The organism is Paraburkholderia sp. A1BS-2L, from assembly GCF_051125205.1.
Taxonomy (GTDB): domain Bacteria; phylum Pseudomonadota; class Gammaproteobacteria; order Burkholderiales; family Burkholderiaceae; genus Paraburkholderia.
Window position 1 is genome coordinate 1,975,238 of sequence record NZ_CP120428.1, and the last position, 23,828, is coordinate 1,999,065.

General features: G+C 65.9%; 21 protein-coding genes. 4 read left to right on the forward strand and 17 right to left on the reverse strand.

Annotated elements, in window-relative coordinates:
- Positions 1–12 precede the first annotated feature (12 nt).
- From ccmI to napE, 14 genes are all read right to left on the reverse strand, one after another.
- Positions 13–885: a c-type cytochrome biogenesis protein CcmI gene (ccmI, locus tag P5W98_RS08905; protein WP_421024222.1), complete on the reverse strand. Its 873-nt coding sequence runs from the start codon at positions 883–885 to the stop codon at positions 13–15.
- Complete coding sequence (locus P5W98_RS08910) at positions 882–1,364, reverse strand: cytochrome c-type biogenesis protein (protein ID WP_421024223.1); 483 nt, start codon at positions 1,362–1,364, stop codon at positions 882–884. Before P5W98_RS08910 ends, ccmI begins: the two co-directional genes overlap by 4 nt.
- Positions 1,361–1,897, reverse strand: a complete 537-nt coding sequence (locus P5W98_RS08915) for a DsbE family thiol:disulfide interchange protein (RefSeq protein ID WP_421024224.1) — start codon at positions 1,895–1,897, stop codon at positions 1,361–1,363. Before P5W98_RS08915 ends, P5W98_RS08910 begins: the two co-directional genes overlap by 4 nt.
- Complete coding sequence (locus P5W98_RS08920; protein ID WP_421024225.1) at positions 1,894–3,951, reverse strand: heme lyase CcmF/NrfE family subunit; 2,058 nt, start codon at positions 3,949–3,951, stop codon at positions 1,894–1,896. Before P5W98_RS08920 ends, P5W98_RS08915 begins: the two co-directional genes overlap by 4 nt.
- Positions 3,948–4,469 (reverse strand): cytochrome c maturation protein CcmE, encoded by a 522-nt coding sequence (ccmE, locus tag P5W98_RS08925; RefSeq protein WP_421024226.1) that lies wholly within the window; start codon positions 4,467–4,469, stop codon positions 3,948–3,950. The genes P5W98_RS08920 and ccmE overlap by 4 nt, the downstream gene beginning before the upstream one ends.
- Positions 4,466–4,618, reverse strand: a complete 153-nt coding sequence (locus P5W98_RS08930) for a hypothetical protein (protein WP_421024227.1) — start codon at positions 4,616–4,618, stop codon at positions 4,466–4,468. Before P5W98_RS08930 ends, ccmE begins: the two co-directional genes overlap by 4 nt.
- Positions 4,615–5,358: a heme ABC transporter permease CcmC gene (gene ccmC / locus P5W98_RS08935; RefSeq protein WP_421024228.1), complete on the reverse strand. Its 744-nt coding sequence runs from the start codon at positions 5,356–5,358 to the stop codon at positions 4,615–4,617. Before ccmC ends, P5W98_RS08930 begins: the two co-directional genes overlap by 4 nt.
- A gap of 5 nt (positions 5,359–5,363) precedes the next feature.
- Entirely contained in the window at positions 5,364–6,032 is a 669-nt protein-coding gene (ccmB, locus tag P5W98_RS08940; RefSeq protein ID WP_421024229.1) for a heme exporter protein CcmB, read from the reverse strand.
- Positions 6,020–6,688, reverse strand: coding sequence for a cytochrome c biogenesis heme-transporting ATPase CcmA (ccmA, locus tag P5W98_RS08945; RefSeq protein ID WP_421024230.1), 669 nt, complete (start codon positions 6,686–6,688; stop codon positions 6,020–6,022). The genes ccmB and ccmA overlap by 13 nt, the downstream gene beginning before the upstream one ends.
- Positions 6,689–6,768: 80 nt before the next feature.
- Complete coding sequence (locus tag P5W98_RS08950; protein ID WP_421024231.1) at positions 6,769–7,386, reverse strand: NapC/NirT family cytochrome c; 618 nt, start codon at positions 7,384–7,386, stop codon at positions 6,769–6,771.
- An 11-nt stretch (positions 7,387–7,397) separates the two neighbouring features.
- Positions 7,398–7,880, reverse strand: a complete 483-nt coding sequence (locus P5W98_RS08955; protein WP_421024232.1) for a nitrate reductase cytochrome c-type subunit — start codon at positions 7,878–7,880, stop codon at positions 7,398–7,400.
- 12 nt (positions 7,881–7,892) lie between these two features.
- Positions 7,893–10,376, reverse strand: coding sequence for a periplasmic nitrate reductase subunit alpha (gene napA, locus P5W98_RS08960; RefSeq protein WP_421024233.1), 2,484 nt, complete (start codon positions 10,374–10,376; stop codon positions 7,893–7,895).
- Positions 10,377–10,389: 13 nt separating this feature from the next.
- Complete coding sequence (locus P5W98_RS08965; RefSeq protein WP_421024234.1) at positions 10,390–10,686, reverse strand: chaperone NapD; 297 nt, start codon at positions 10,684–10,686, stop codon at positions 10,390–10,392.
- Between the two features lie 44 nt (positions 10,687–10,730).
- The gene (gene napE, locus P5W98_RS08970; protein WP_035525870.1) at positions 10,731–10,886 is read right to left on the reverse strand and encodes a periplasmic nitrate reductase, NapE protein; all 156 of its coding nucleotides are present in this window, start codon (positions 10,884–10,886) and stop codon (positions 10,731–10,733) included.
- An 847-nt stretch (positions 10,887–11,733) separates the two neighbouring features.
- Between napE and P5W98_RS08975 the strand changes: the two genes are divergently transcribed.
- From P5W98_RS08975 to P5W98_RS08985, 3 genes are read left to right on the forward strand one after another with little or no spacing between them, the layout of a single operon-like run.
- Positions 11,734–13,122 carry an MdtA/MuxA family multidrug efflux RND transporter periplasmic adaptor subunit gene (locus P5W98_RS08975; RefSeq protein ID WP_421024235.1) on the forward strand — a complete coding sequence of 463 codons (1,389 nt, stop codon included), beginning with the start codon at positions 11,734–11,736 and terminating at the stop codon, positions 13,120–13,122.
- 5 nt (positions 13,123–13,127) lie between these two features.
- Positions 13,128–16,268 carry an MdtB/MuxB family multidrug efflux RND transporter permease subunit gene (locus P5W98_RS08980; protein WP_421024236.1) on the forward strand — a complete coding sequence of 1,047 codons (3,141 nt, stop codon included), beginning with the start codon at positions 13,128–13,130 and terminating at the stop codon, positions 16,266–16,268.
- A 4-nt stretch (positions 16,269–16,272) separates the two neighbouring features.
- Entirely contained in the window at positions 16,273–19,593 is a 3,321-nt protein-coding gene (locus P5W98_RS08985) for an efflux RND transporter permease subunit (protein ID WP_421024237.1), read from the forward strand.
- Positions 19,594–19,659: 66 nt separating this feature from the next.
- Here P5W98_RS08985 and bamE read toward each other — a convergent pair whose 3' ends face one another.
- The 3 genes from bamE to P5W98_RS09000 all read right to left on the reverse strand — a co-directional run bounded on the left by bamE (position 19,660) and on the right by P5W98_RS09000 (position 21,492).
- Entirely contained in the window at positions 19,660–20,214 is a 555-nt protein-coding gene (gene bamE, locus P5W98_RS08990; RefSeq protein WP_421024238.1) for an outer membrane protein assembly factor BamE domain-containing protein, read from the reverse strand.
- Positions 20,215–20,264: 50 nt separating this feature from the next.
- The gene (locus tag P5W98_RS08995; RefSeq protein ID WP_421024239.1) at positions 20,265–20,732 is read right to left on the reverse strand and encodes a hypothetical protein; all 468 of its coding nucleotides are present in this window, start codon (positions 20,730–20,732) and stop codon (positions 20,265–20,267) included.
- A gap of 196 nt (positions 20,733–20,928) precedes the next feature.
- Positions 20,929–21,492, reverse strand: coding sequence for a peroxiredoxin (locus P5W98_RS09000; protein ID WP_421024240.1), 564 nt, complete (start codon positions 21,490–21,492; stop codon positions 20,929–20,931).
- Between the two features lie 348 nt (positions 21,493–21,840).
- Between P5W98_RS09000 and P5W98_RS09005 the strand changes: the two genes are divergently transcribed.
- Positions 21,841–23,787, forward strand: coding sequence for a putative bifunctional diguanylate cyclase/phosphodiesterase (locus P5W98_RS09005; protein WP_421024241.1), 1,947 nt, complete (start codon positions 21,841–21,843; stop codon positions 23,785–23,787).
- The last annotated feature ends 41 nt before the right edge of the window (positions 23,788–23,828 follow it).

Below are 23,828 nucleotides of genomic sequence, written 5' to 3' on the forward strand. Positions count from 1 at the left end.
CACAGCGCCCCGTCAAGGCGCCCGCACGCCATGCGCTTTCGCCGCCAGTTCCTCGATCATGTCGATATTGTGCTGCGCCTGCGCGGCAATCTGCGGACTCGCCACGGCCTTCAAACGCGTCCAATAGGCGAGCGCTTGCCGATAGTCGCGCCGGTCGAGCGCGGCGGAGCCCGCGAGGGCGAGCGCTTTCGCGTTGGCCGGGTCCAGTGCGAGCGCAGCCTGAATGCTCTGCATCGCCTCTGCGTTCAGGTCGCCGCCGCGCAGCGTCGCCAGTTCGTCGGCGTAGTCCGCAAGCAGCCCCGGATCGGCGGGCGTCAAGGCGAGCGCGCGGCGATACGCGGCGACGGCGTCCGCCGTCCGCTCCAGCACCGCGTAGGAGCGCGCAAGCATCGCCCAGCCCGTGGCGTCGTCCGGTTGTTCGCGCAACCGCACTGCGAGCCGGCTCACGACATATTCGAGCGAACCTTGCGTGCCCATATGGCTATCGGCTTGCTTGCCGCTCACGCTTTCGATCGCCGCCGCAACCGGATTGCCGATCCGCATGTACAGCACCAGCGCTCCCGCCGGCAACAACGCCACGAGCAGCGCCGCCACCGCAGCGCGCGTCAGGTTGCTCATCGGCCGTTCACCGGCCGATGGCGCAATCCGGTCGCTGGTGTCATCGACGAACTGCCGCTCGAGCTCGCGCTTCGCCTGCGCCTGATGCTCCGCGGGAACGAGGCCCGCCGCGCATTCGTGCCTGAGCTCGGCCATTCCCGAGCGGTAGATCGCGACAGCCATCGCCTGCGTGTTCGCGCGCGAATCCGCGCCACGCCAAAGCGGCACGAGCACGCACGCGAGCGCGACCGCCATCATCGCCGCGAGGATCAGCCAGAAAGGGATCATGACGCCGCGCCCTCCTCCTCGTGCCCGCGCAAGGACGCGACGCGCGCGCGTTCGCCGGCGTCGAGCGCTGCGGCGCTCAGGCCGCGCCGACGCACGATACTGCGCCACATCGTCCAGGCACCCGCCGCGAGCACGATGAACGGCCCCAGCCAGAGCGCCCAGGTCACGGGCTTCAGCGGCGGCCGGTACAAGACAAAGTCGCCATAGCGGCGCACCATCCAGGCTTTGATCTGCTCGTCGGTTGCGCCGCTGCGAACCTGGTCGCGAATCTGTGCGCGCAGGTCGGCGGCGAGTTCGGCATTCGAGTCGGCGAGGCTCTGGTTCTGGCACACGACACAGCGAAAACTTTCGTCGAGCCGCCGCAAGCGCGCGTCGGTGCCGGTCTCGCCCGAGATTCCCGCTGCCGCGCTGGCGCACGTGTGCGCCAGCATCAGTCCAATGGCGAGCCGGGCCGCCCAGGCCCGCGCGAGACGATTCATGGCGTGCCCTCGTTCTGCAGCTTGCGCACCAGCGGCAAGATCTCGCCATCGATTCGCGCACGCGTGAGCGGGCCGGCCTCGCGGTAGCGCACGACCCCGGCGCGGTCGAGCACGAAGGTCTCCGGCACGCCATACACGCCATAGTCGATCGCGGTTTGCCCGGTGCGGTCGACAATCGACGAGGTATAGGGATCGCCCGCGTCCGCGAGCCACTGCAGCGCGTTTTGCCGTTCGTCCTTGTAATTCAGCCCCAGCACCGGCGCAATGTGCTGGCGCGCCAGATCGACCAGCAGCGGATGTTCGTCGCGGCACGATTCGCACCACGACGCCCATACGTTCATGATCCACACCTGCCCGCGCAGGTGCTGGGTCGACAGACGCTGCGCGGGTTCATGGAGCCTCGGCAAATCGAATTCCGGCGCGGGCTTGCCGATCAATGCCGAAGGCAGCCGGCGCGGATCGTGCCGCAACCCGGCCGTCAGCAGCGCCAGCAACGCCGCGAGCACACATAGCGGAATCAGGAAGCGCTTCATCGGCCGGCCTCGCCCGTTGTTCCCGTGGTTCCCACTGTTTCCGTTACTCCCGCGCGCTTCGCGACCGCCTGCACATCGTGCACCGCCATGCCGGCGGGCCACCCCGCCCGCTGCGTGCGGCGATGCGAAGCCAGGCGGTAGCGCCGGTCAGTTGCGGCAAGGAGCCCGCCGAGAGCCATCAGCAGACAGCCGCCCCAGATCCAGCGCACGAACGGCTTGATCTGGATGCGAATCGACCACGCATTCGCGCCGACCGGCTGATCGAGCGCCACGTAGAGATCGCGCAGCACGCCGTGGTCGATGGCTGCCTCGGTGATCGGCGTATTCTGCACCGCGAACACCCGCTTCTCGGGAAAGAGCGTCGCAACCGGCTCGCCGCCACGGCTGGCCACGAGCGTCGCGCGCGTGGCCTGATAGTTAGGACCGAAAACCGTCTGCACGCCCTCGAAGCGAAAGTCGTAGCCGTTCACCGAGACGCTTTCTCCGTTACGCAGCAGCACGTCGCGTTCGGCCTCGTAGCCCTTGACGAGCGTGACGCCGACGATGAAGACACCCACGCCCGCATGCGCGAGCCACATGCCGTATGTCGCGCGCGGCACGCTGCGCAAGCGGGCGGCCATCGGCCCTTGCAAGCCGCGCAGGCGTTCGCGCACGCTCACGGCCACGCTCGTCAGGGTCCACGCGGCCAGCAGCACGCCGAAACTCACGAGCGGGCGCCAGCTTCCCAGCAGCCACGGCAAGACGATGGCGGTGAGCACGCTCACGAGCGCCGCCCAGCGCAGCCGCACGGCAAGCTCCGGCACGCGCGCGGACTTCCAGCGCGCGAGCGGACCGAGGCCCATCAGGAAAATGGCGGGCGTCATGAGCGGCACGAACACGCTGTCGAAATACGGCGCGCCCACCGAGAGCTTGTCCGCGCCCAGTGCGTCGAGCAGCATCGGATAGAGCGTGCCGAGCAATACCGATCCCGCCGCCACCATCAAGAGCAGATTGTTCGACAGCAGCAGCGCCTCGCGCGAGACCGGCTCGAAACCCGCGCCCAGCCCGATTTGCGGCGCGCGCCACGCGAACAGCATGAGCGCCCCACCGGTCGTCAACGCCAGCAACGCCAGGACGAAGATGCCGCGCGCGGGATCGGAGGCGAACGCATGCACGGACGTGACCACGCCCGAGCGCACGAGGAAGGTGCCGAGCAGACTCAGCGAAAACGCACAGATCGCCAGCAACGCGGTCCAGCTGCGAAAGCTGCCGCGCTTTTCGGTGACCACCAGCGAATGCATCAGCGCCGTTCCGGCGAGCCACGGCATGAACGACGCGTTTTCGACCGGGTCCCAGGCCCACCATCCGCCCCAGCCGAGCACGTAGTAGGACCAGCCGCTGCCGAGCGCAATGCCGAGCGTGAGGAACATCCATGCGGCTGTGGTCCATGGCCTCGACCAGCGCGCCCAGGCCGAGTCGAACCGCCCAGCCAGCAACGCCGCGATCGCGAACGCGAACGCCACGGAAAAGCCGACGTAGCCCATATACAGGATCGGCGGATGCATCACCATGCCGGGATCCTGCAGCAGCGCGTTGAGATCGCGGCCGTCCATGGCGGGCGGCATCAGACGCGCAAACGGATTCGAGGTGAGCAGCAGGAACGACAGAAAGCCCACGGCGATCCAGCTCATGACGCCGAGCACGCGCGCCACCTGCTCCATCGGCAGTTGACGGCTGAAACAGCTCACCGCGACCATCCAGAGCGTCAGCAGCAGAACCCAGAGCAGCAGCGAGCCCTCGTGGCCGCCCCAGACCGCGGCCAGCCGATACAGGGCGGGCAGCGTCGAATTCGAGTTCTCCACCACGTAGACAACCGAAAAATCGTTGCTCCAGAACGACCACATGAGCGTGCCGAAAGCGAGCGCGACGAACCCGAACTGCGCGCGCACGGCGGGCCACGCAATGCGCATCCAGCCGGCCATGCCCAACTGCGCGCCGAGCACAGGCAGCACGCCCGTGATCAACGCGAGCATCAGCGCGAGTATCAGCGCGAAGTGGCCGATCTCGGGAATCATCGCTGGACGCCCGGATCGGACAGGCCCGCCGCGACCCGCACTGCGGTCGGACGCGGCGCGGCTTGCGCGGCGGGTTGCGCACCGTGCGGTACGCCATCGGCGGCCTGCCGCAGCGCGCGGCTCACCTCGGGCGGCATGTACTTTTCGTCGTGCTTCGCGAGCACTTCGTCGGCGTGGAACCGTCCATCGTCGCCGAGCCGGCCCTGCGCAACGACGCCGCTCCCCTCGCGAAAGAGATCAGGAAGCGCGCCGCGATACACCACCTGCACCGACGACGCAGCATCGCTCACGACGAAGTGCACGGTCACCCCGTCGGCATCGCGCCTGAGCGAATGACGCTCGACCAGCCCGCCGAGCCTGAAGCGGTGCGCGAGCGGCGCTTCGTGCGAGGCCACCTGGCTTGGCGTCACGAAGAACATCATGTTGCTGCGCAGGGCATTGAGCACGAGCGCGCACGCAAGCCCGGCACTGACGACGCCAGCGGCCAGCAAGCCGAAACGACGGTATCGTGCTTTCACCGGCCCTCCGCGGCGCGCTCGCCGTGCGAGCGCGCCTGGCTGCGCACGATCCACGCCTCGACGCCCAGCAAGCCGAAGGTCACGACGAGCACCGCCGCGAGATACGGCGTATGCGCGAGCATCGTCATCACGCTGGTCAGGGCATTCATGCCGGACGCTCCTCGATATGCATCTGCCACGACGACACGCGCTCACGCGCACGCATGATGATGCGCACGCGCGCGAGCACGACGGCGATCGCGTAACACCAGAAGCCCGCGGTCATCACCAGCAGGCCGCACACCATCGACGCGCTCATCGCCACGCCGCTGCCAAAGCCGAGCGACGGCCCCTGATGCAGGGTGTACCACCACTGCACCGAAAAAAAGATCACCGGGATATTCACCACGCCGATCAACGCGAGCACCGCGCACGCGCGGTCGGCGCGGCGCGTGCCGTCGATGGCCGCGTGCAGCGTCATGAAGCCCGCGTAGAGAAAAAGCAGGATCAGCTCGGAGGTGAGCCGCGCGTCCCAGACCCACCACGTGCCCCACGCGGGCTTGCCCCAGAACGCGCCCGATACGAGCGCGATGAACGTGAACAGTGCGCCGGTGGGCGCGAGCGCCTGCGCCATCATGGCCGGGAGCCGCGCGTTCAGGACCAGGTCGAGCGCGCACCAGGCGGCCATCACGAGGTAGATGAACATCGACATCCACGCTGCGGGAACATGCACGAACATGATGCGGTAGACATCGCCCTGAAGCGCATCGGCGGGGGCGATCGCGAGCCCGATCACGAGCCCCGCGCACACCAGCAGCACCGCCGTTATGCCGAACCCCGGCACGAGCCGCCTTGCGAGACCATCGAAGGTGGATGGCGAGGCGTAGCGAAACCAGTTCACACGCTTCATCTGCGTCACTCCATGGCAATGCGCAATGCCGCCGCGCTTGCCCATGGGCAAAGCCACGCACCCACGCACAAGGCGGCGCCGAGCAGCGAAAAGCTCGCTTGCATGCGCCCCGGCACGCCGGCCAGATCCGCCGCGCTCACGCCGAAGATCAGCACGGGCACGTAGAGCGGCAACACCAGCAGGGCAAGCACCACGCCGCCGCCGCGCACGCCGAGGGTCAGCGCCGCCCCCATCGAGCCGATCAGGCTCAGGAGCGGCGTGCCGAGCAGCAAGGTGCCCATCAGGTAAAGCGTCGCGCGCCAGTCCAGCGCATACTGGAGCGCGACGACTGGCACCAGCAGCACGAGCGCCAGCCCGCTCGTCAGCCAGTGCGCGACGATCTTGCCGAACACGATGGCAGGCAGCGGCAGCGGTGAAAGCAGCATCTGCTCGAGTGCGCCGCTCGCATAATCGCTGCCGAACAATTGCCCGGCCGACAACATCGCCGCAAATAGCGCCGTCACCCACAGCACGCCGGGCGCGATCGGCTGCAGCGTTTTCGCTTCGGTGCCGATGGCGAGCGGAAAGAGGCTCGAGGCAACGATGAAGAACATCAACGCGCCCAGCGTGACGCTGCGTCTGCGCCAGCTCAACATCAACTCGCGGCGGATGATGCCGGGCATCACTTCAAGCATCCGCCGCTCCGTTCGAGATAGAGATGACGTGTGCGGGCAGCGCCGCTTTGCAGCGGCCGGTGCGTCGTCAGCGCGACGATGCCGCCCGCGCGCAGATGCGTATCGATGCAGGTCGTGAACCAATCGGTTGCGGACGCATCGAGTGCGTCGCCGGGCTCGTCGAGCAGCCACAGCGGTTTGCGGCCGAGCATCAGGCGCGCCAGCGCGACGCGGCGACGCTGGCCCTGCGAAAGGCGGCTCAGGCGCGTATGCCTGTGCGCGTGCAGCCCGGCCTGCTCGAGTACTTCGTCTTCGCGCGAGATGGAATCGTCGCCGCCACGGCCATCGTTGCCGCCTGGCGCATCGGCCGTGCCGAGCAACGCCGCGAAGCGGATGTTCTCCAGCACGGTGAGGTCGTCGCTGACACCGTTGGCATGCCCGACATACGCAAGCTCGCTGCGGAACTGACGCGGCGCGCGGCGCACATCGTCGCCGCGCCAGCAAACCCGCCCTCTCGCAAGCGGCAGCAGGCCCGCGAGCGCACTGAGCAAGGTCGTCTTGCCGCTGCCGTTCGCGCCGTGGATCTGCAGCGCCCATCCCGGCTCGATGCTGAGGTCAATGCCGCTTACGATCGTCCGGCCACCGCGCTCGACGGCAAGCTGTTCAATGGAATACATGACAAGAACTCGTTGGCGTTCGGATTGGCGTTCGAATTCACCCCGGGATCCCCCATCTCCGGACCCGTCAGGAGAAAGGCTCACTGTTTTTTCCCGCTGTCTCCCAGTGCGCCGTCCTGCACTGCCTCGGCCATGTTCGGCAGATGGTGCGCAATACCCTTGTGACAGTCGATGCAGGTCTTTTCTCCCGTTTCGAGGAAACGCGTGTGCGCCTCCTGGGCGCGCGGGCTCTGGCGCGTGAGATCCATGTATTCGAACGAGTGGCAGTTGCGGCATTCGAGCGAATTATTCGCCTTGAAACGCGCCCATTCGTGCTCGGCGAGTTCGAGCCGCTTGGCCTCGAACTTTTCGCGCGTGTTCACCACGCCGAAGATCTTCGCCCACACTTCCTTGGACGCCTGCATCTTGCGCGCGATCTTGTCGGTCCAGTCGTGCGGCACGTGGCAGTCGGAGCACTTCGCATGCACGCCCGTGCGGTTGCTGTAGTGAATCGTCGCTTTCAACTCGGCATAGGTGTTGTCGCGCATCTCATGGCAACCGACACAAAACGCTTCCGTGTTGGTCCATTCCATCGCCGTATTGAAAGCCCCCCAGAAAACGACACCTGCAATGAAGCCGCCCAGCGTCAGAAAACCCAGGCTGAAAAACGCACTCGGCCGCGTGATCGCCCTCCAGTAGCGTCGAAACAAGTCGCGCATGTGAGCCCCCCCTATTTCTTCGCTTTCTGCGGTGCGCCCTGCAGCTTGACGTCCTCGACCCCCGCAAACGTGTTCTCGACCAGCGGCTTGGCGTCCGCCTGCGGAACATGGCATTGCGTGCAGAAATAGCGGCGCGGGGCGAGGTGCCCGAGTGTCTCGCCGTCACGGTCCGTATAGTGCGAAATGCCGACCGGCACCGCGCCGCTCTCGGCCGCGCGGCTGCCGGCATGACAGGCCAGGCATTTGTTCGCATTCCTGTCGAGCTGATAGCCGTCGATCTTGTGCGGAATCGTCGGCGGCTGCTGCGCGTAGGCCCGCCCGCGAATGACGTCCTTGTTTTCCGTCGGCCACATCATGGGCGGATTCGCCTCTTCATTCAGGGGCGTCGTGCCGCGCAGCGTATCGTAAAACGTCTTGCCGGGAACGGCAGGTTGCTGCGCCCAGGCCGCCAGCGCCACGACCGAGGCAATGATGAGCGCAATCCAGTTTCGCATGGCGGGCTCCGTTTAGACCCTGACGATCTTGACCGCGCACTTCTTGAAGTCGGTCTGCAAAGAGATCGGATCGGTGGCGTCGAGCGTGACCTTGTTGATCAACTGGCTCGAGTCGAACCACGGAACGAACACGAGTCCGCGCGGTGGCCGGTCGCGCCCGCGCGTTTCGATGCGCGTGAGAATGTAGCCCCGTCTCGACATCACCTTGACCTCGGTGCCGCGGCGCACGCCCATTGCCTTCGCGTCGTCCGGATGCATGAAGCACACTGCATTGGGAAACGCGCGATAAAGCTCCGGCACCCGCCGCGTCATCGATCCCGAATGCCAGTGCTCGAGCACGCGCCCGGTGACCAGCCAGAACGGAAACTCCTTGTCCGGCGACTCGGCGGCCGGTTCGTACGGCAGCGCAAAAATCACGGCGCGGCCATCGGGATTGCCGTAGAACTGCCATCCGGTTCCCGCCTTGACATAGGGATCCGTGCCTTCCTTGTAGCGCCAGCGCGTTTCCTTGCCGTCGACCACCGGCCAGCGCAGACCGCGCGCCTTGTGATAGGCGTCGAACGGCGCGAGATCGTGGCCGTGGCCCCGGCCGAAGCTCGCATACTCCTCGAACAACCCCTTCTGGATATAAAAGCCGAACGCTTTGACCTCGTCGTTGCGGTAGCCGGCATCGGCGTCCTTGAGCGGGAACTTGTCGACCTGCCCATTGCGGTAAAGGATGTCGTAGAGCGTCTTGCCCTTATATTCGGGCTTTTTCGCCAGCAGATCCGCGGGCCAGACTTCCTCGACCTTGAAGCGCTTCGAAAACTCCACGAGTTGCCACAAGTCCGAGCGCGCTTCACCCGGCGGCGCCACCAGTTGATGCCAGAACTGCGTGCGCCGCTCGGCATTGCCGTACGCCCCCTCCTTCTCGACCCACATCGCAGTGGGCAGGATCAGGTCCGCGGCCACGGCTGTGACGGTGGGATACGCGTCGGAGACCACGATGAAGTTCGCGGGGTTGCGATAGCCCGGCAGCCCCTCCTCGTTCAGATTCGCGGCGGCTTGCATGTTGTTGTTGACTTGCACCCAGTACACGTTGAGCTTGCCATCGCGCAACATGCGGTTCTGCAGCACCGCGTGATACCCGGGCTTTTCGGGAATCGTGCCCGCAGGCAACGCCCAGATGCGCTCCGCCGTTTCCCGATGCTTCGGGTTGGTCACGACCATGTCGGCGGGCAGACGATGCGAGAACGTGCCCACCTCGCGCGCGGTGCCGCACGCGGACGGCTGCCCCGTGAGCGAAAACGGACTGTTGCCGGGCGTCGAGATCTTGCCGGTCAGCAGGTGCAGGTTGTAGACCATGTTGTTGGCCCACACCCCGCGCGTATGCTGGTTGAAACCCATGGTCCAGAACGACACGACCTTGATGTTGGGATCGGCGTAAAGCTGCGCGAGCTGGTCGAGCTTCGCTTTCGACACACCCGAAATCTTGGTCACATATGCGGCGTCGTACTTCGAGACGAACTTTGCAAACTCGTCGTAGGTGATCGGCTTGGCCCCGCCCGGATCCTTGGCGTTCTGCGCCGCCTTCTGCAGCGGGTGGTCGGGGCGCAGCCCGTAGCCGATGTCGGCATTGCCCTGCTTGAACACCGTGTATTTGTCGACGAAGTCGCGATTGACCTTGCCGTTCTTGATGATGTAGTTCGCGATGTAGTTGAGCACCGCGAGGTCGCCCTGCGGCGTGAACACGATCGTTTCGTCAGCGAGCTCGCATGAGCGGTGCTCGAAGGTCGAAAGCACCACCACCTTGGTCTTCGGCGCGCTGAGGCGGCGCGACGTCACCCGGGTCCACAGCACCGGGTGCATCTCGGCCATGTTCGATCCCCACAGCACGAACGCGTCGGTCTGCTCGATATCGTCGTAGCAGCCCATCGGCTCGTCCATCCCGAACGTGCGCATGAACCCCTGGACGGCTGAGGCCATGCAGTGCCGCGCATTCGGGTCGATGTTGTTGCTGCGAAAGCCGGCCTTCATCAGCTTGACCGCTGCATACCCTTCCCAGACGGTCCACTGGCCGGAGCCGAACATGCCCACCGCCGTCGGCCCCTTGTCCTTGAGCACGCGCTTCCATTGCGCGGCCATCTCGTCGAAGGCCCGATCCCAGGAGACCGGCGCGAACTCGCCATTCTTGTCGTACTTGCCGTCTTTCATGCGCAGCAGCGGCGTCGTGAGCCGATCCTGCCCGTACATGATCTTCGAGAGGAAATAGCCCTTCACGCAGTTCAGGCCGCGGTTGACCTCCGCCTGCGGGTCGGCCAGCGTGGCGACCACCTTGTCGTTCTTCACGCCGACCTGCACGCCGCAGCCGGTGCCGCAAAAGCGGCAAGGCGCCTTGGACCACTTGAGGTCGTCGTCCGCCGCCAGCACCGCACCGCCTGGCAAGGTAACGCCCGCAGCCGCGGCGGCGGCCGTTGCCGCGGTTTGCTTGATGAATTCGCGACGGGTCAGCTTCATCGACAAACTCCCCCTATTCCGGCGATTCGATGCTCTCGTGATGCTGATAGACGAGCGCGGAGGCATGGACCCCCGGCAAAGCATTGATTGCGCTGAGCTGCTCTTCGATCGCCCGCGAGTGCGCGCCCTCGAGCGTGACGACCATGCGGCCGTCCGGCGTCGCGGCATGGACCTGCGCGCCGGGCAGCATGCCGAGGGTGTGGGAGATGCTCTCGCACCGATCGCTTTGGGCGTATATCACGACCCCCGCTACATGAAACTCGTGGGAGGTGGCCTTTTCGCAGGTTGCACTTCGAGTTTCGACGGACATGGCAGTGCCGCCCTCAGATAATATTCGTTATGGATACCTAATAATCAGTGTGGTGGACCGCCGATCAGCAATTGGTAAAACCACACCGCGAATCCGTATGCGGCGATGAGCGCTACCGTGAGCACGGGGACCATGACGACGGTCAGGAACAGGAAGCTGCGCAGCTCCTCTGATTTTCGCACCGGGTCGATATCGCTCATTCGAAATGACCTCTTGGGGTGGCTCGCGCGAACTCTTCAGAAAATGATGTACGAGCCGTGGATATATTCTTGTTAAACAATTACAAGATAGTCAAGAATAAATTTTGGCTTCCTGATTTGTTTGATAACGATGCGAGCGGCGGGCGCGAGCAACCCATCAGGCGAAAAAAAAGCGCCACGTGCGAACGTGACGCTTTGAAAAGTTCTAGCCATTCCGAGGGCCGTGCTAGAACCTGAGAGACGGTAATCGAACGATGACCGGGCCGCCGCATTTATGCAAAATGCATACTCCGAGATACTTAAAAACCCCGCAAGACTTGCAGGGTTCTCGGCATGCTTCGGGACCTTCGCGGTCATGTCGAAAGTGCGGTCGATTTTTTATCCAGATGCTGACTAAGTCAAGCAAAATCTCGCCAGAATACGTGAACAATCAAACATTTCCGTCCAATTCTCGCTGGATTGATATAACCCCAATTTTCACGCACCCATTTGCCGATTTTCGCCGATCGCTTCCCACCACGCCCGCGGGAAGCTGTAACCGGCGTAATGCACCGAAAGATACGGTGCTGGACTGTTACGGAGCCAGCAACGTAGCATCATGCTTTTTGGCTGCATCGGTCAGCCAAAAAGGCGCCGGGGGCGCAGAACTGCCTGGCGTCTCATCGGCTTGCTTCCCGACAAGCACCTGACATCGACCTTACGCGCGTCTCGCGTAGCATCGCGTCATACGTGACCCACGCGTGCCCCATGCGTGACCCACGCGCGATCCATGCACGACCACGGGCGCGCGCCCGACCAATCCGCTCAACCGACAAGCACGTCACCGATTTTGTTACCGACCTGACCGATGGATAAAGAAGAACAGCGCCCGGATTCCCCTCGTCGAGATACCCCGTCCTTCCCTGCCGCATCGGGCGGACCGGCGCCGCGCAAGCGCCGCGGCAAGCTGATCGCGCTTGCCATCGTGCTGGCCGTCGCCACGATCGGGCTGCTGCGCTGGCAGCCCTGGAACAAGAACCCGAACGGCGCGGCCAGCTCCACTGCTGCAAGCGGTGCTCGCGTGCGCCACGGCGGTCCCGGTGCGATGGCGAATCTACCGCAGCCGGTCAGCGTGGCAACCGCGAAATCCGGCGACATGCCCATTGTCATCACGGCGCTTGGCACGGTCACGCCGCTCGCCGCCGTCACGGTGCGCACGCAACTTTCCGGCACGCTGCAAAGCGTGAACTTCGAGGAAGGCCAGATGGTGAACAAAGGCGACGTGCTCGCGCAGATCGACCCGCGTCCCTATCAGATCTCGCTCGCCAATGCCCAAGGCCAGCTCGCGCGCGATCAGGCGCTGCTCGCCACCGCGCGCCTCGACCTCAAGCGCTACCAGACGCTGCTCGCCCAGGACTCGATCGCGAGCCAGCAGGTCGACACGCAAAGCTCGCTCGTGAAGCAGTACGAGGGCACAGTCAAGTCGGATCAGGCCAACATCGACACCTACAAGCTCGACCTCGCCTATGCGCGCATCACCGCGCCGGTTTCCGGACGCGTGGGCCTGCGCCAGGTCGATCCGGGCAACTACGTGACGCCCGGCGACATCAATGGCATCGTCGTGCTCACGCAGTTGCAGCCGATCAGCGTGATCTTCACGACCTCGGAAGACAATCTGCCGTCCATCCTGAAACAGTTGCGCGCAGGCACGAAGATGTCGGTGTCGGCCTACGACCGCAGCAACACCACGCTGCTCGAAAGCGGCTTCCTGCAAACCCTCGACAACCAGATCGACACCACGACCGGCACCGTGAAGCTGCGCGCGAGCTTCGCCAACGGCGACGGCTCGCTGTTCCCGAATCAGTTCGTCAATGCGCGGCTGCTCGTCGACACGATCCACGACGCGGTGATCGTGCCCACCTCCGCGGTGCTCAACGGCTCGCAGGGCGCATATGTCTATGTGGTGAAGCCCGACAACACCGTGACGGTGCGGCTCGTGAAGGTCGGCCCGGTGGACGCCGAGCGCACCAGCATCGCCTCGGGCCTCGCCGTAGGCGAGCGCATCGTGACCGACGGCTCGGACCGCCTGCGCGAAGGCTCGAAGATCACTATTCCCGCCGCTCGGGCCAAACACGCTTCGGGTGCATCGGGGGCCTCAGGCCCACAAGGCGGCGCATCGGGGGCCAGTGCGGCGTCGGGCGCTTCGGGTGCCCACCACGGCCATCGCCGCCAGGCATCCGGCGCTGAGGGCCAGTAAGCCGCATGAATCCATCCCGCGCCTTTATTCTGCGTCCGGTCGGCACGGCGCTGCTCATGGCGGCGATCATGCTGGTCGGTCTCGTCGCGCTGCGTTTCCTGCCGCTTTCCGCCCTGCCCACGGTCGATTACCCGACCATCCAGGTGCAGACCTTCTATCCGGGCGCGAGCCCGGAAGTGATGACCTCCTCGGTCACCGCGCCGCTCGAGCGCCAGTTCGGCCAGATGCCGTCGCTCAACCAGATGTCGTCGCGTAGCTCGGCGGGCTCCTCGGTCATCACGCTGCAGTTCAGCCTCGATCTGCCGCTCGACGTCGCCGAGCAGGAAGTGCAGGCGGCCATCAACGCGGCGGGCAACCTGCTGCCGTCGGACCTGCCCGCACCGCCGATCTACGCCAAGGTCAATCCCGCCGACGCGCCGATCCTCACGCTCGCGATCACCTCGAAGACGCTGCCGCTCACGCAGGTCCAGGACCTCGCCGACACGCGCCTCGCACAAAAGATCTCGCAGGTCGCGGGCGTGGGCCTCGTGAGCGTCACGGGCGGCCAGCGCCCGGCCGTGCGCATCCAGGCGAATCCGCGCGCGCTCGCGGCCTACGGCCTGAATCTCGATGACCTGCGCACGAGCATCTCGAACCTGAACGTCAACACGCCCAAGGGCAGCTTCGACGGTCCCACGCGCGCGTACACGATCGACGCGAACGACCAGTTGACGGACGCCGAAGCCTATAAAGACGCCGTGATCGCCTACCGCAACGGCCGCCCAGTGATGCTCACCGATGTCGCGAACATCGTGCAGGGCGCCGAGAACACCAAGCTCGGCGCATGGGTGGACAGCACGCCCGCGATCATCCTGAACGTGCAGCGCCAGCCGGGCGCCAACGTGATCCAGGTGGTGGACAGCGTCAAGAAGATCCTGCCCCAGTTGCAGGAAGCGCTGCCCGCCTCGCTCGACGCGCAGATCGTCAACGACCGCACCACCACGATCCGCGCCTCGGTGCGCGATGTGCAGTTCGAGCTGCTGATGTCGGTGGTGCTGGTAGTGCTGGTGATGTACCTGTTCCTCGCCAACATCTACGCGACCATCATTCCGAGCCTTTCGGTGCCGCTCTCGCTGATCGGCACACTCGCGGTCATGTACCTGTGTGGCTTCTCGCTCGACAACCTCTCGCTGATGGCGCTCACGATCGCCACCGGTTTCGTGGTGGACGACGCCATCGTCATGATCGAGAACATCGCGCGCTACGTGGAGGACGGCGAAACGCCGCTCGAAGCCGCGCTCAAGGGTTCGAAGCAGATCGGCTTCACTATCATCTCGCTCACGGTTTCGCTGATCGCGGTGCTGATTCCGCTGCTCTTCATGGGCGATGTCGTAGGCCGGCTGTTTCACGAATTCGCGATCACGCTCGCGGTGACCATCGTGATCTCGGCCGTGGTCTCGCTCACGCTCGTGCCGATGATGTGCGCGAAGATGCTGCGCCACACGCCGCCGCCCGAGAGCCACCGCTTCGAAGCACGCATGCATGCGTTCTTCGAACACGTGATTGCGCGCTACGGCGTCGCGCTCGAATGGGTGCTCGCGCGCCAGCGGCTCACGATGCTCGTGTTCTTCGCCACGCTCGTGCTCACCGGCATCCTCTACGTGGTGGTGCCCAAGGGCTTCTTCCCCGTGCAGGACACCGGCGTGATCCAGGCGATCACCCAGGCCCCGCAGGCGGTCTCGTACGCGTCGATGGCCGAGCGCCAGCAAGCGCTCGCCGCGGAGATTCTCAAGAACGAGAACGTGGAGAGCCTCACCTCGTTCATCGGCGTGGACGGCACCAACATCACGCTCAATAGCGGGCGCATGCTCATCAACCTGAAGCCGCGCGACGACCGCAGCGAAACGGCGAGCCAGATCATTCGCGACCTCCAGCAGTCGGTGTCGCACATCACGGGCGCGTCGCTTTACATGCAGCCGGTGCAGGACCTCACGATCGACTCCACGGTGAGCCCGACGCAGTACCAGTTCATGCTCACGACGCCCAACATCCGGGACTTCACCACCTGGGTGCCCAAGCTCGTGCACCGGCTCGGGCAACTGCCCGAGCTTGCGGACGTGGCGACCGACCTGCAGGACCAGGGCCAGTCGGTGTTCATCGAGATCGACCGCGCCAGCGCGGCGCGCTACGGCATCACGCCCGCGACCGTCGACAACGCGCTCTACGACGCCTACGGCCAGCGCATCATCTCGACGATCTTCACGCAGTCGAACCAGTACCGCGTGATTCTCGAAGCCGATCCCGTGATGCAGCACTACACGGATTCGCTGAACTCGATCTACCTGCCCTCCTCGACCTCGACCGCGGGCCAGGTGCCGCTCTCGGCCATCGCGAAGTTTCACGAGCGGCCCGAGCCGCTGCTGGTTTCGCACCTCTCGCAGTTCCCGGCCACCACCATCTCGTTCAACCTCGCGCCGGGCGCGTCGCTGGGCGCGGCGGTCAAGGCGATCCAGCAGGCCGAGCAGGAAATCGGCTTGCCGGGCTCGTTCCAGACGCGCTTCCAGGGCGCGGCGCTCGCGTTCCAGGCCTCGCTCGCCAACGAGCTGTTCCTGATCCTCGCGGCCATCGTGACGATGTACATCGTGCTGGGCGTACTCTACGAGAGCTTCGTGCATCCGATCACGATTCTCTCGACGCTGCCGTCCGCTGGCATCGGCGCGCTGCTCGCGCTGATCATGACCGGGCACGACCTCGACATCATCGGCATCATTGGTATCGTGCTGTTGATCGGCATCGTGAAGAAGAACGCGATCATGATGATCGACTTCGCGCTCGACGCCGAGCGCAACGAAGGCAAGCCGCCGCGCGAGGCGATCTATCAGGCCTGCCTGCTGCGTTTCCGGCCGATCATGATGACCACGCTGGCCGCATTGCTGGGCGCGCTGCCGCTGATGCTCGGCACCGGCGCGGGCTCGGAGCTGCGCCGGCCGCTCGGCATCGCCATCGCGGGCGGGCTGATCGTGAGCCAGGCGCTCACGCTATTCACCACGCCCGTGATCTACCTGGCGTTCGACCGGCTCGCGACGCGCATGCGCCAACGCTTCGGCGGCGGCTCGCGCCCGACGCCACCCACGCCGCCCGCGCCTTCGTCCCCGCCGGAGCACTGACGCGATGAATCTCTCGCGCCCGTTCATCAACCGCCCCGTCGCCACCACGCTGCTCGCGCTCGGCATCGCGCTCGCGGGGCTCTTCGCGTTCGCGAAGCTGCCGGTCGCGCCCTTGCCGCAGGTGGACTTCCCCACCATCTCCGTGCAGGCGTCACTGCCGGGCGCGAGCCCGGAAACCGTGGCCACCAGCGTGGCAAGCCCGCTGGAGCGGCACCTGGGCTCGATCGCCGACGTCTCCGAGATGACCTCGCAGAGCTCGGTGGGCAGCACACGCATCACGCTGCAATTCGGCCTGAACCGCGACATCGACGGCGCCGCGCGCGACGTGCAGGCCGCCATCAACGCCGCGCGCGCCGACCTGCCGTCGAGCCTGCGGCAGAACCCGACCTACCACAAGGTCAACCCCGCCGACGCGCCCATCCTGATCCTCGCGCTCACCTCGCCCACGCTCAGCGCGGGCCAGCTCTACGACTCGGCGGCCACGGTGCTCCAGCAATCGCTCTCGCAGGTGGACGGCGTGGGCGAAGTCGACGTGAGCGGCTCGGCTAACCCGGCCGTGCGCGTGGAACTGGAGCCGCACGCCCTGTTTCACTACGGCATCGGCCTGGAAGACGTGCGCGCGGCGCTGGCCTCGGCCAATGCGAACAGCCCGAAGGGCGACATCGAGTTCGGCCCCAAGCGCTACCAGCTCTACACCAACGACCAGGCGAGCAAGGCGAGCCAATACAAGGACCTCGTGATCGCCTACCGCAACGGCGCGGGCGTGAAGCTCTCCGACGTGGGCGAAGTGGTCGATTCGGTCGAGGACCTGCGCAACCTCGGCCTTGCCAACGGCAAACGCTCGGTGCTCGTGATCCTCTACCGCCAGCCCGGCGCGAACATCATCGAGACGGTGGACCGCGTGGTCGCGATGCTGCCGCAACTGAAGGCGTCGCTGCCCGCCGATGTCGAGGTGACCCCCGCCTCGGACCGCTCGGTCACGATCCGCGCCTCGCTCAAGGACACCGAGCACACGCTCATGATCGCCGTGGCGCTCGTGGTGATGGTGGTGTTCCTGTTCCTGCGCAACTGGCGCGCGACGCTGATTCCGAGCGTGGCGGTGCCCATCTCGATCATCGGCACCTTCGCGGCCATGTACCTGATGGGCTTCTCGCTCGACAACCTCTCGCTGATGGCGCTCACCATCGCGACCGGCTTCGTCGTCGACGACGCCATCGTCGTGCTGGAGAACATCTCGCGCCACCTCGAGAACGGCGTGCCGCGCCGGCGGGCCGCGCTGCTCGGCGCGCGCGAGGTGGGCTTCACGGTGCTTTCGATCAGCGTCTCGCTGGTGGCCGTGTTCCTGCCCATCCTGCTGATGGGCGGCATCGTCGGGCGCCTCTTTCGCGAGTTCGCTCTCACGCTCTCGCTTGCGATCGGCGTGTCGCTCGTGGTGTCGCTCACGCTCACGCCGATGATGTGCTCGCGCCTGCTCGAGCAGCCGCACGAAAAGAGGAAGCAAAGCCGCTTCGGGCAATGGCTGGAGCGCGGCTTCACGCGCCTGCACCGCGGCTACGAGCACACGCTCGGCTGGGCGCTTGCGCATCCGCGCCTGATCCTCATGACGCTCATCTCCACCATCGCGCTGAACGTCGTGCTCTACGTGAACATCGCCAAGGGCTTCTTCCCGCAGCAGGACACGGGGCGCCTCGTGGGCGGCATCCAGGCCGACCAGTCGACCTCGTTCCAGGCGATGAAGGTGAAGTTCGCGGAGATGATGAAGATCGTCGGCGAGAATCCGGCTGTCGATCAGGTGGTGGGCTTCACGGGCGGGCGCGCGACCAACTCGGGCTTCATGTTCGTCTCGCTCAAGCCCAAGAGCGAGCGCAAGCTGTCCGCGGATCAAGTGATCGCGCAGCTGCGCGGACCGCTCTCGCACGTGGCGGGCGCGCGCACCTTCCTGCAGAGCGTGCAGGACATCCGCGTGGGCGGGCGGCAGTCGAACGCGCAGTATCAGTTCACGCTGCTCGCCGACAACACCGCCGATCTCTACAAGTGGGCGCCGAAGCTCACCGAAGCGCTGCAGGCGCGCCCCGAACTCGCCGACGTGAATTCGGACCAGCAGCAAGGCGGCCTCGAATCGATGGTCACGATCGACCGCGCGAGCGCCGCGCGCCTGAACATCAAGCCTGCGCAGATCGACAACACGCTCTACGACGCCTTCGGCCAGCGTCAGGTCTCGACCATCTACAACCCGCTCAACCAGTACCACGTGGTGATGGAAGTCGCGCCGAAGTACTGGCAAAGCCCGGACATGCTCAATCAGATCTGGGTGAGCACCTCAGGCGGCAGCGCGAGCGGCGCGCAGAGCACCAACGCAACGGCGGGCACGGTCACGGGGCCGGCCACGTCGAAAGCGTCGACGGGCGGCACGGGCGCAAAATCAGGCACAAGCTCGGCGGCGAGCGCCGCGGCCATTGCCGCCGACTCGGCGCGCAATCTCGCGATCAACTCGATCGCGGCGAGCGGCAAGTCGAGCGCGTCCTCGGGCGCGGCCGTCTCCACGACGAAGGAAACCATGATCCCGCTCTCGGCGATCGCCTCGTTCGGACCGGGCACGACGCCGCTCTCGGTGAATCACCAGAGCCAGTTCGTGGCCTCGACGATCTCGTTCAACCTGCCGCCGGGCAAGTCGCTCTCGGACGCCACCCGGGTCATCTACGACACGATGGCCGAGATCGGCATGCCGCAGACCATCCACGGCAGCTTCCAGGGCACGGCGCAGGCGTTCCAGCAGTCGCTGAACAACCAGCCGCTCTTGATTCTGGCGGCGCTCGCGGCGGTGTATATCGTGCTGGGCATCCTCTACGAGAGCTATATCCACCCGCTCACGATTCTCTCGACGCTGCCTTCGGCGGGCGTGGGCGCGCTGCTCGCGCTGCTGCTGTTCAAGACCGAGTTCAGCATCATTGCGCTGATCGGCGTGATCTTGCTGATCGGCATCGTGAAGAAGAACGCGATCATGATGGTGGACTTCGCGATCGACGCGTCGCGCCAGGGCCTGAGTTCGCGCGACGCGATCTATCAGGCCTGCCTGCTGCGCTTCAGGCCGATCATGATGACGACCTGCGCGGCGCTGCTGGGCGCACTGCCGCTCGCGTTCGGGCGCGGCGAAGGCGCGGAGCTGCGCGCGCCGCTCGGCATCTCGATCGTGGGCGGGCTGATCCTGAGCCAGGCGCTGACGCTCTATACGACGCCGGTGGTGTATCTGTACATGGATCGCCTGCGCGTGTGGTGGGATGCGAAGCGCGGGCGCGTGGAGCCGCCGCCGAGGGTGCTGGAGTGAGGAGGTAGAGGCTGGATGGGCGGGGCGGCTGCCCGATTCCCGGGACTCAGCCGCCAGCAAGCTTCTTCAGTGCTGCTCATGTCCGGGCGCATCCGAGCGCGACGTACGGACCACGAGCCCATCGGGCGAAAAATGGGCGTTGAACATGCCGTCCCCGGCCACGCCGCCTTCGGCCCAATGCCAGCTCCACACTTCCTCGTGGCTCAGCGCGTACTTCGCGATCGTGGCGGGCTTGCCGAGCAGGCGGCGCACCTCGTCTTGCGTCATGCCGGGAACGACCTGCGCGATATTGCCCGCCGTGAGCGCCTGGGTCATCGCGACCAGCTTGCCGTTGGCGTCGAAGTCGAGCATCCACGTGGTCAGGCCGTTCGGGCCGCGCGGATATTCGAGGCGCTGCGCGCCGTCGTCGTCCTCCCACACCATCTCCGGCTTGCCCGCCTGACGCCGCACGTCCTCGACCGTCGAAACGCCGATTTTCAGGCCGCCGAAGGCCATCGAGTCGGGTTTGACGGCGTTTACGGCATCGGCGACTTTCTGCTGGTCGCAGGCGGTCAAGAAGGCGGCACTTGTGGCCGCGAGCGTCACTGCTGCACAAAAGCTGCGAAAAAAACTGGGAGGCATAGGCAATTCCGATGAGTTCAGGCAAGCAGCGTTCGACCCCGCGCTGCGTTTCAAAGTTTCTGCGCCATCGCCAGCGTAAAAACCCGCGCCCAGCGCTTCGCCTCGCGCTCGCTCGACATCGGCAGCGACCAGAGCGGCCGGCCCGCGTCGGCCACGCGAAGCTCGACCTGCCAGCCGCTCGCGTCACGCGCGGGCTGAGCGCCCTGGAGGTCCGCGAAGATGTACGCGCCACGCGTCTCGCCGAGCTTGATTTCGCACAGCCGCTTGCCGGCCGCGAGCCGCGCCTCGCCCCACGCGCCCGCGACGCGATGGGTCCAGTCGCCCTCGCCGCGCAGGTTCGGCGCCACTTCGCGGCGGTGCTGCAACCAGTTCGCAAGCAGCGTGGCGAACGCCGCTACGACCACGGCCGACGCGCTAATCGCCACGTCCGCGCCCAGCCTCTCGGCCAGCGTCTGAAACGACCACACGGCGCCATAAACGAGCGCGGCAAATGCGAGAAGAAGAACGAGAATGGGCATACGAAGACGGAATCCGCAGGCGCGCAAGGGCTGCGGGCGCCTGATGGACACCAATGCGGGAAACCGAAAAGCTGCACGATACCAGCGCACGGCAGGCGCGGCCCCGCAGCGATAGCACGGGTTTGCCGCATCGCAAGCGCAACGCGCGGCCGGCAGCGCGCGGCACGAGACGTGCTACGCGCCGCCGTCATGGCGATTATTGTTGCGGATGCTGCGCGGCCCATTCCTTCACGGCGCGCAACGTGTTCTCCACGTGCTTGTCGGGCGAGAGGCTCGTGTATTCGTAGATGATCTTGCCGTCCGGGGCGATCACGTAGGAAACCCGGTTGGCCATGGCCTCGTGCATCGGCATCGACGCGTCGTAAGACTTGATGATCTTCGAATCCTCGTCGGCGGCAACCGGAAACTTGCTGCGGCACTCGCTCACCGAGAACTTCGTGAGCGTATCGATGTTGTCGTGCGAAACGCCAATCACGGTCGCGCCGTACTGCTTGTACTGGTCGACGGCCTCGGCAAAATCATGCGCCTCGATCGTGCAGCCCTTGGTGAACGCCGCCGGATAGAAGTACAGCACCACCGGCCCTTTCTTGAGTTCGCTGGCCAGCGAGTAGGTATAGGTCTTGCCGCCCAGCGACGCCTGCGTCGTGAAATCGGGCGCGGAGTCGCCCGGCTTGAGCGTCGCCTGCGCGCTCAGGGTGAAGAACGCGAATCCGGCGCACACGAGCGCCGCAGCCCCCGCCGCGAAATACCTCGGTTTCATGTCGGATGTCCTCGTATGGCTTCGAATGCGTCGCCGGTTCGGGCCAGCGCGGCAGCCCGGAACACGGGCGGCGAGGCATGGCCATGGTCAGCAGCGCCGACTGCGGCACGGACTGCGGCGCGGTCCCGCCGCGTCCAGCGACGGCCCTATTGGAACACACTCCGCCGGCACGCGCAGGGTGCGGCGCGCGCGTGCATTGCCTCGCACCGCGAGATGGCTGCGCGGCCGATTTTCCCCCGATAGCTAAAGATTTCGCCGCGGCAGTCGATATCTCGGTCTGATGGGCACGTCAAGCGGCGTGCCCGGCTCGCCCCGCAGACACGTACACAGGTTGCCAGCGATACATACATGGAAGCGAACAGGATTACCGCGCCCCTCCCGGGGTGGCTGCGCGCGGTCGTGGACCGCCTGCGGCCACGCGCCGGGCGCACAGGCGAGCAGGACGGGGCCCGCTGCGGCGCCCTGCTCGCCTGTGCGGATGGAGCGGATGGTGCGCCCGGCCACCCGGCCGCTGCGCCGGCCGCGGACGGCCGGGACCCCGCGCACGCCGCAGCAGGCAAGGCCGCCGGGTCCGACGCGGTCTCGCGCGCGTTCGAGCAGACCGCCGCCGCGGTGGATTTCCTCGTGCACGTGGACCGCAACCTGCGCTTTCTCTACGTCTCCGACGCGAGCCTGCGCTTTGCCGGTTATCACCGCGAGTTCCTGCTCGGCGCGTCGCTGCACGACCTCGTCGCGCCGGGCGATCTCGCGCGGCTCGACGCGCTGTTCGCCCGAGCACTGGCGAGCGGCGCAGTCGAAAAAGACACGATCGATCTCGTGAAAGCGCTCACCTACCCGCTCGCCGTCGAGCTGCGCGTGCAGCGCGCCGCCTATGCGGGCGTGGACGGCTTCTCCGTGGCCGGCTTCGACGTCTCGGACTGGCAGCGCGCGCAGATGCGGCTCACGCACGCGCTCCACCACGATCCGCTCACGGACCTGCCGAACCAGGCGGCGCTCGAGCCCGAGCTCGAACGCGCGCTAGCCGAAGCCGACCGCCGCGGCACGCCGATCGCCCTTTTGCTGCTCGATCTCGACGACTATCAGCGCGTGAACCGCGCGCTCGGCTACGACGCCGGCGACGAGCTGCTGCGCGAAACCGCGCGCCGCCTCGCGCACCTGACCCAGCAAGGCGAGTTCATCGCGCGCACGGGCAGCGACGAGTTCGCGATTCTGATCACGCCGCCCGCCGATATCCGCAGCGCCGCCGAAACGCTCGCGCGCCGCCTGCTCACGTCGATCCTGCAACCGTATTCGTTTCGCGACCAGCCGGTGCATCTGGCGGCGAGCATCGGCATCGCGTTTTATCCCGAGCAGCACGCGGACTGCTGCGAGAGCAACGACGGCGACATGCAGGCGGACAGCCCCTCGCTCATCCGCCGCGCCGACCAGGCGCTGCAACAGGCCAAGGCCGCGGGCGGCAACACGCTGATGCTGCACGTGGCCGACCACGACCCGACCGACACGCTGCGCCTCAAGCTCGAATCGGATCTCCACGACGGCGTGCGCAACGGCGAGTTTTCGCTCGCGTTCCAGCCCATCACGAGCAGCGCCACGCACGGCGTGGTCGGGGTCGAGGCGTTGATGCGCTGGCAGCATCCCTTGCACGGCGACGTGTCGCCATCGACATTTATCCCGCTTGCAGAGTCCGTCGGCCTGATTAATTATCTCGGCAACTGGGTTTTGAAAGCGGCCTGCATGCAACTGACCCAATGGGACGAGCAAGGCATTGCCTTGCAGTACATCGCGGTCAATGTGTCGCCGCAGCAGTTCCGCAATCCGCGCTTCAAGGAAGGCGTCGAAGAAGCGCTCCGGCTCACTGGCATCGATCCGCGCCGGCTTGTCTTCGAGATCACCGAAAGCGTGCTGATGCATGATCCGCAGCACGCCGTCGCGCTGCTCGAGGAGCTCACGGCGCTCGGCATCCGCTTTGCGGTGGACGACTTCGGCACCGGCTATTCGAGTCTCGCGTATTTGCAGCGCTTTCCGCTTTCGAAACTGAAGATTGACCGCAGCTTCGTCGTGAACCTGCTAACCTCACGCAACGATCAGGCGATCGTCAATGCCGTGGTGGGCCTCGCGCGCACGCTCGAACTCGAACTCGTGGCCGAAGGCGTCGAGACCGAGGCGCAGCGCGAGTTGCTCACGAAGATGGGTTGCGACCATATTCAGGGATGGCTCGTCTGCAAGGCATTGCCTTCGGAGGAACTCTCGCAGCGTTTCGAGTCGCGCACCTTGCACGTTCACAGCGTGCATTGAGCATGGCACCGGTACACGCAGGGCATCAGCGAAAATGACAT

Excerpts from the sequence above, each read along its gene's own strand:
- ccmI (WP_421024222.1), bottom strand. The coding sequence starts at position 885 with ATGATCCCTTTCTGGCTGATCCTCGCGGCGATGATGGCGGTCGCGCTC.
- P5W98_RS08910 (WP_421024223.1), bottom strand. The coding sequence starts at position 1,364 with ATGAATCGTCTCGCGCGGGCCTGGGCGGCCCGGCTCGCCATTGGACTG.
- P5W98_RS08915 (WP_421024224.1), bottom strand. The coding sequence starts at position 1,897 with ATGAAGCGCTTCCTGATTCCGCTATGTGTGCTCGCGGCGTTGCTGGCG.
- P5W98_RS08920 (WP_421024225.1), bottom strand. The coding sequence starts at position 3,951 with ATGATTCCCGAGATCGGCCACTTCGCGCTGATACTCGCGCTGATGCTC.
- P5W98_RS08930 (WP_421024227.1), bottom strand. The coding sequence starts at position 4,618 with ATGAATGCCCTGACCAGCGTGATGACGATGCTCGCGCATACGCCGTAT.
- ccmC (WP_421024228.1), bottom strand. The coding sequence starts at position 5,358 with ATGAAGCGTGTGAACTGGTTTCGCTACGCCTCGCCATCCACCTTCGAT.
- ccmB (WP_421024229.1), bottom strand. The coding sequence starts at position 6,032 with ATGCTTGAAGTGATGCCCGGCATCATCCGCCGCGAGTTGATGTTGAGC.
- ccmA (WP_421024230.1), bottom strand. The coding sequence starts at position 6,688 with ATGTATTCCATTGAACAGCTTGCCGTCGAGCGCGGTGGCCGGACGATC.
- P5W98_RS08950 (WP_421024231.1), bottom strand. The coding sequence starts at position 7,386 with ATGCGCGACTTGTTTCGACGCTACTGGAGGGCGATCACGCGGCCGAGT.
- P5W98_RS08955 (WP_421024232.1), bottom strand. The coding sequence starts at position 7,880 with ATGCGAAACTGGATTGCGCTCATCATTGCCTCGGTCGTGGCGCTGGCG.
- napA (WP_421024233.1), bottom strand. The coding sequence starts at position 10,376 with ATGAAGCTGACCCGTCGCGAATTCATCAAGCAAACCGCGGCAACGGCC.
- P5W98_RS08965 (WP_421024234.1), bottom strand. The coding sequence starts at position 10,686 with ATGTCCGTCGAAACTCGAAGTGCAACCTGCGAAAAGGCCACCTCCCAC.
- napE (WP_035525870.1), bottom strand. The coding sequence starts at position 10,886 with ATGAGCGATATCGACCCGGTGCGAAAATCAGAGGAGCTGCGCAGCTTC.
- P5W98_RS08975 (WP_421024235.1), top strand. The coding sequence starts at position 11,734 with ATGGATAAAGAAGAACAGCGCCCGGATTCCCCTCGTCGAGATACCCCG.
- P5W98_RS08980 (WP_421024236.1), top strand. The coding sequence starts at position 13,128 with ATGAATCCATCCCGCGCCTTTATTCTGCGTCCGGTCGGCACGGCGCTG.
- P5W98_RS08985 (WP_421024237.1), top strand. The coding sequence starts at position 16,273 with ATGAATCTCTCGCGCCCGTTCATCAACCGCCCCGTCGCCACCACGCTG.
- bamE (WP_421024238.1), bottom strand. The coding sequence starts at position 20,214 with ATGCCTCCCAGTTTTTTTCGCAGCTTTTGTGCAGCAGTGACGCTCGCG.
- P5W98_RS08995 (WP_421024239.1), bottom strand. The coding sequence starts at position 20,732 with ATGCCCATTCTCGTTCTTCTTCTCGCATTTGCCGCGCTCGTTTATGGC.
- P5W98_RS09000 (WP_421024240.1), bottom strand. The coding sequence starts at position 21,492 with ATGAAACCGAGGTATTTCGCGGCGGGGGCTGCGGCGCTCGTGTGCGCC.
- P5W98_RS09005 (WP_421024241.1), top strand. The coding sequence starts at position 21,841 with ATGGAAGCGAACAGGATTACCGCGCCCCTCCCGGGGTGGCTGCGCGCG.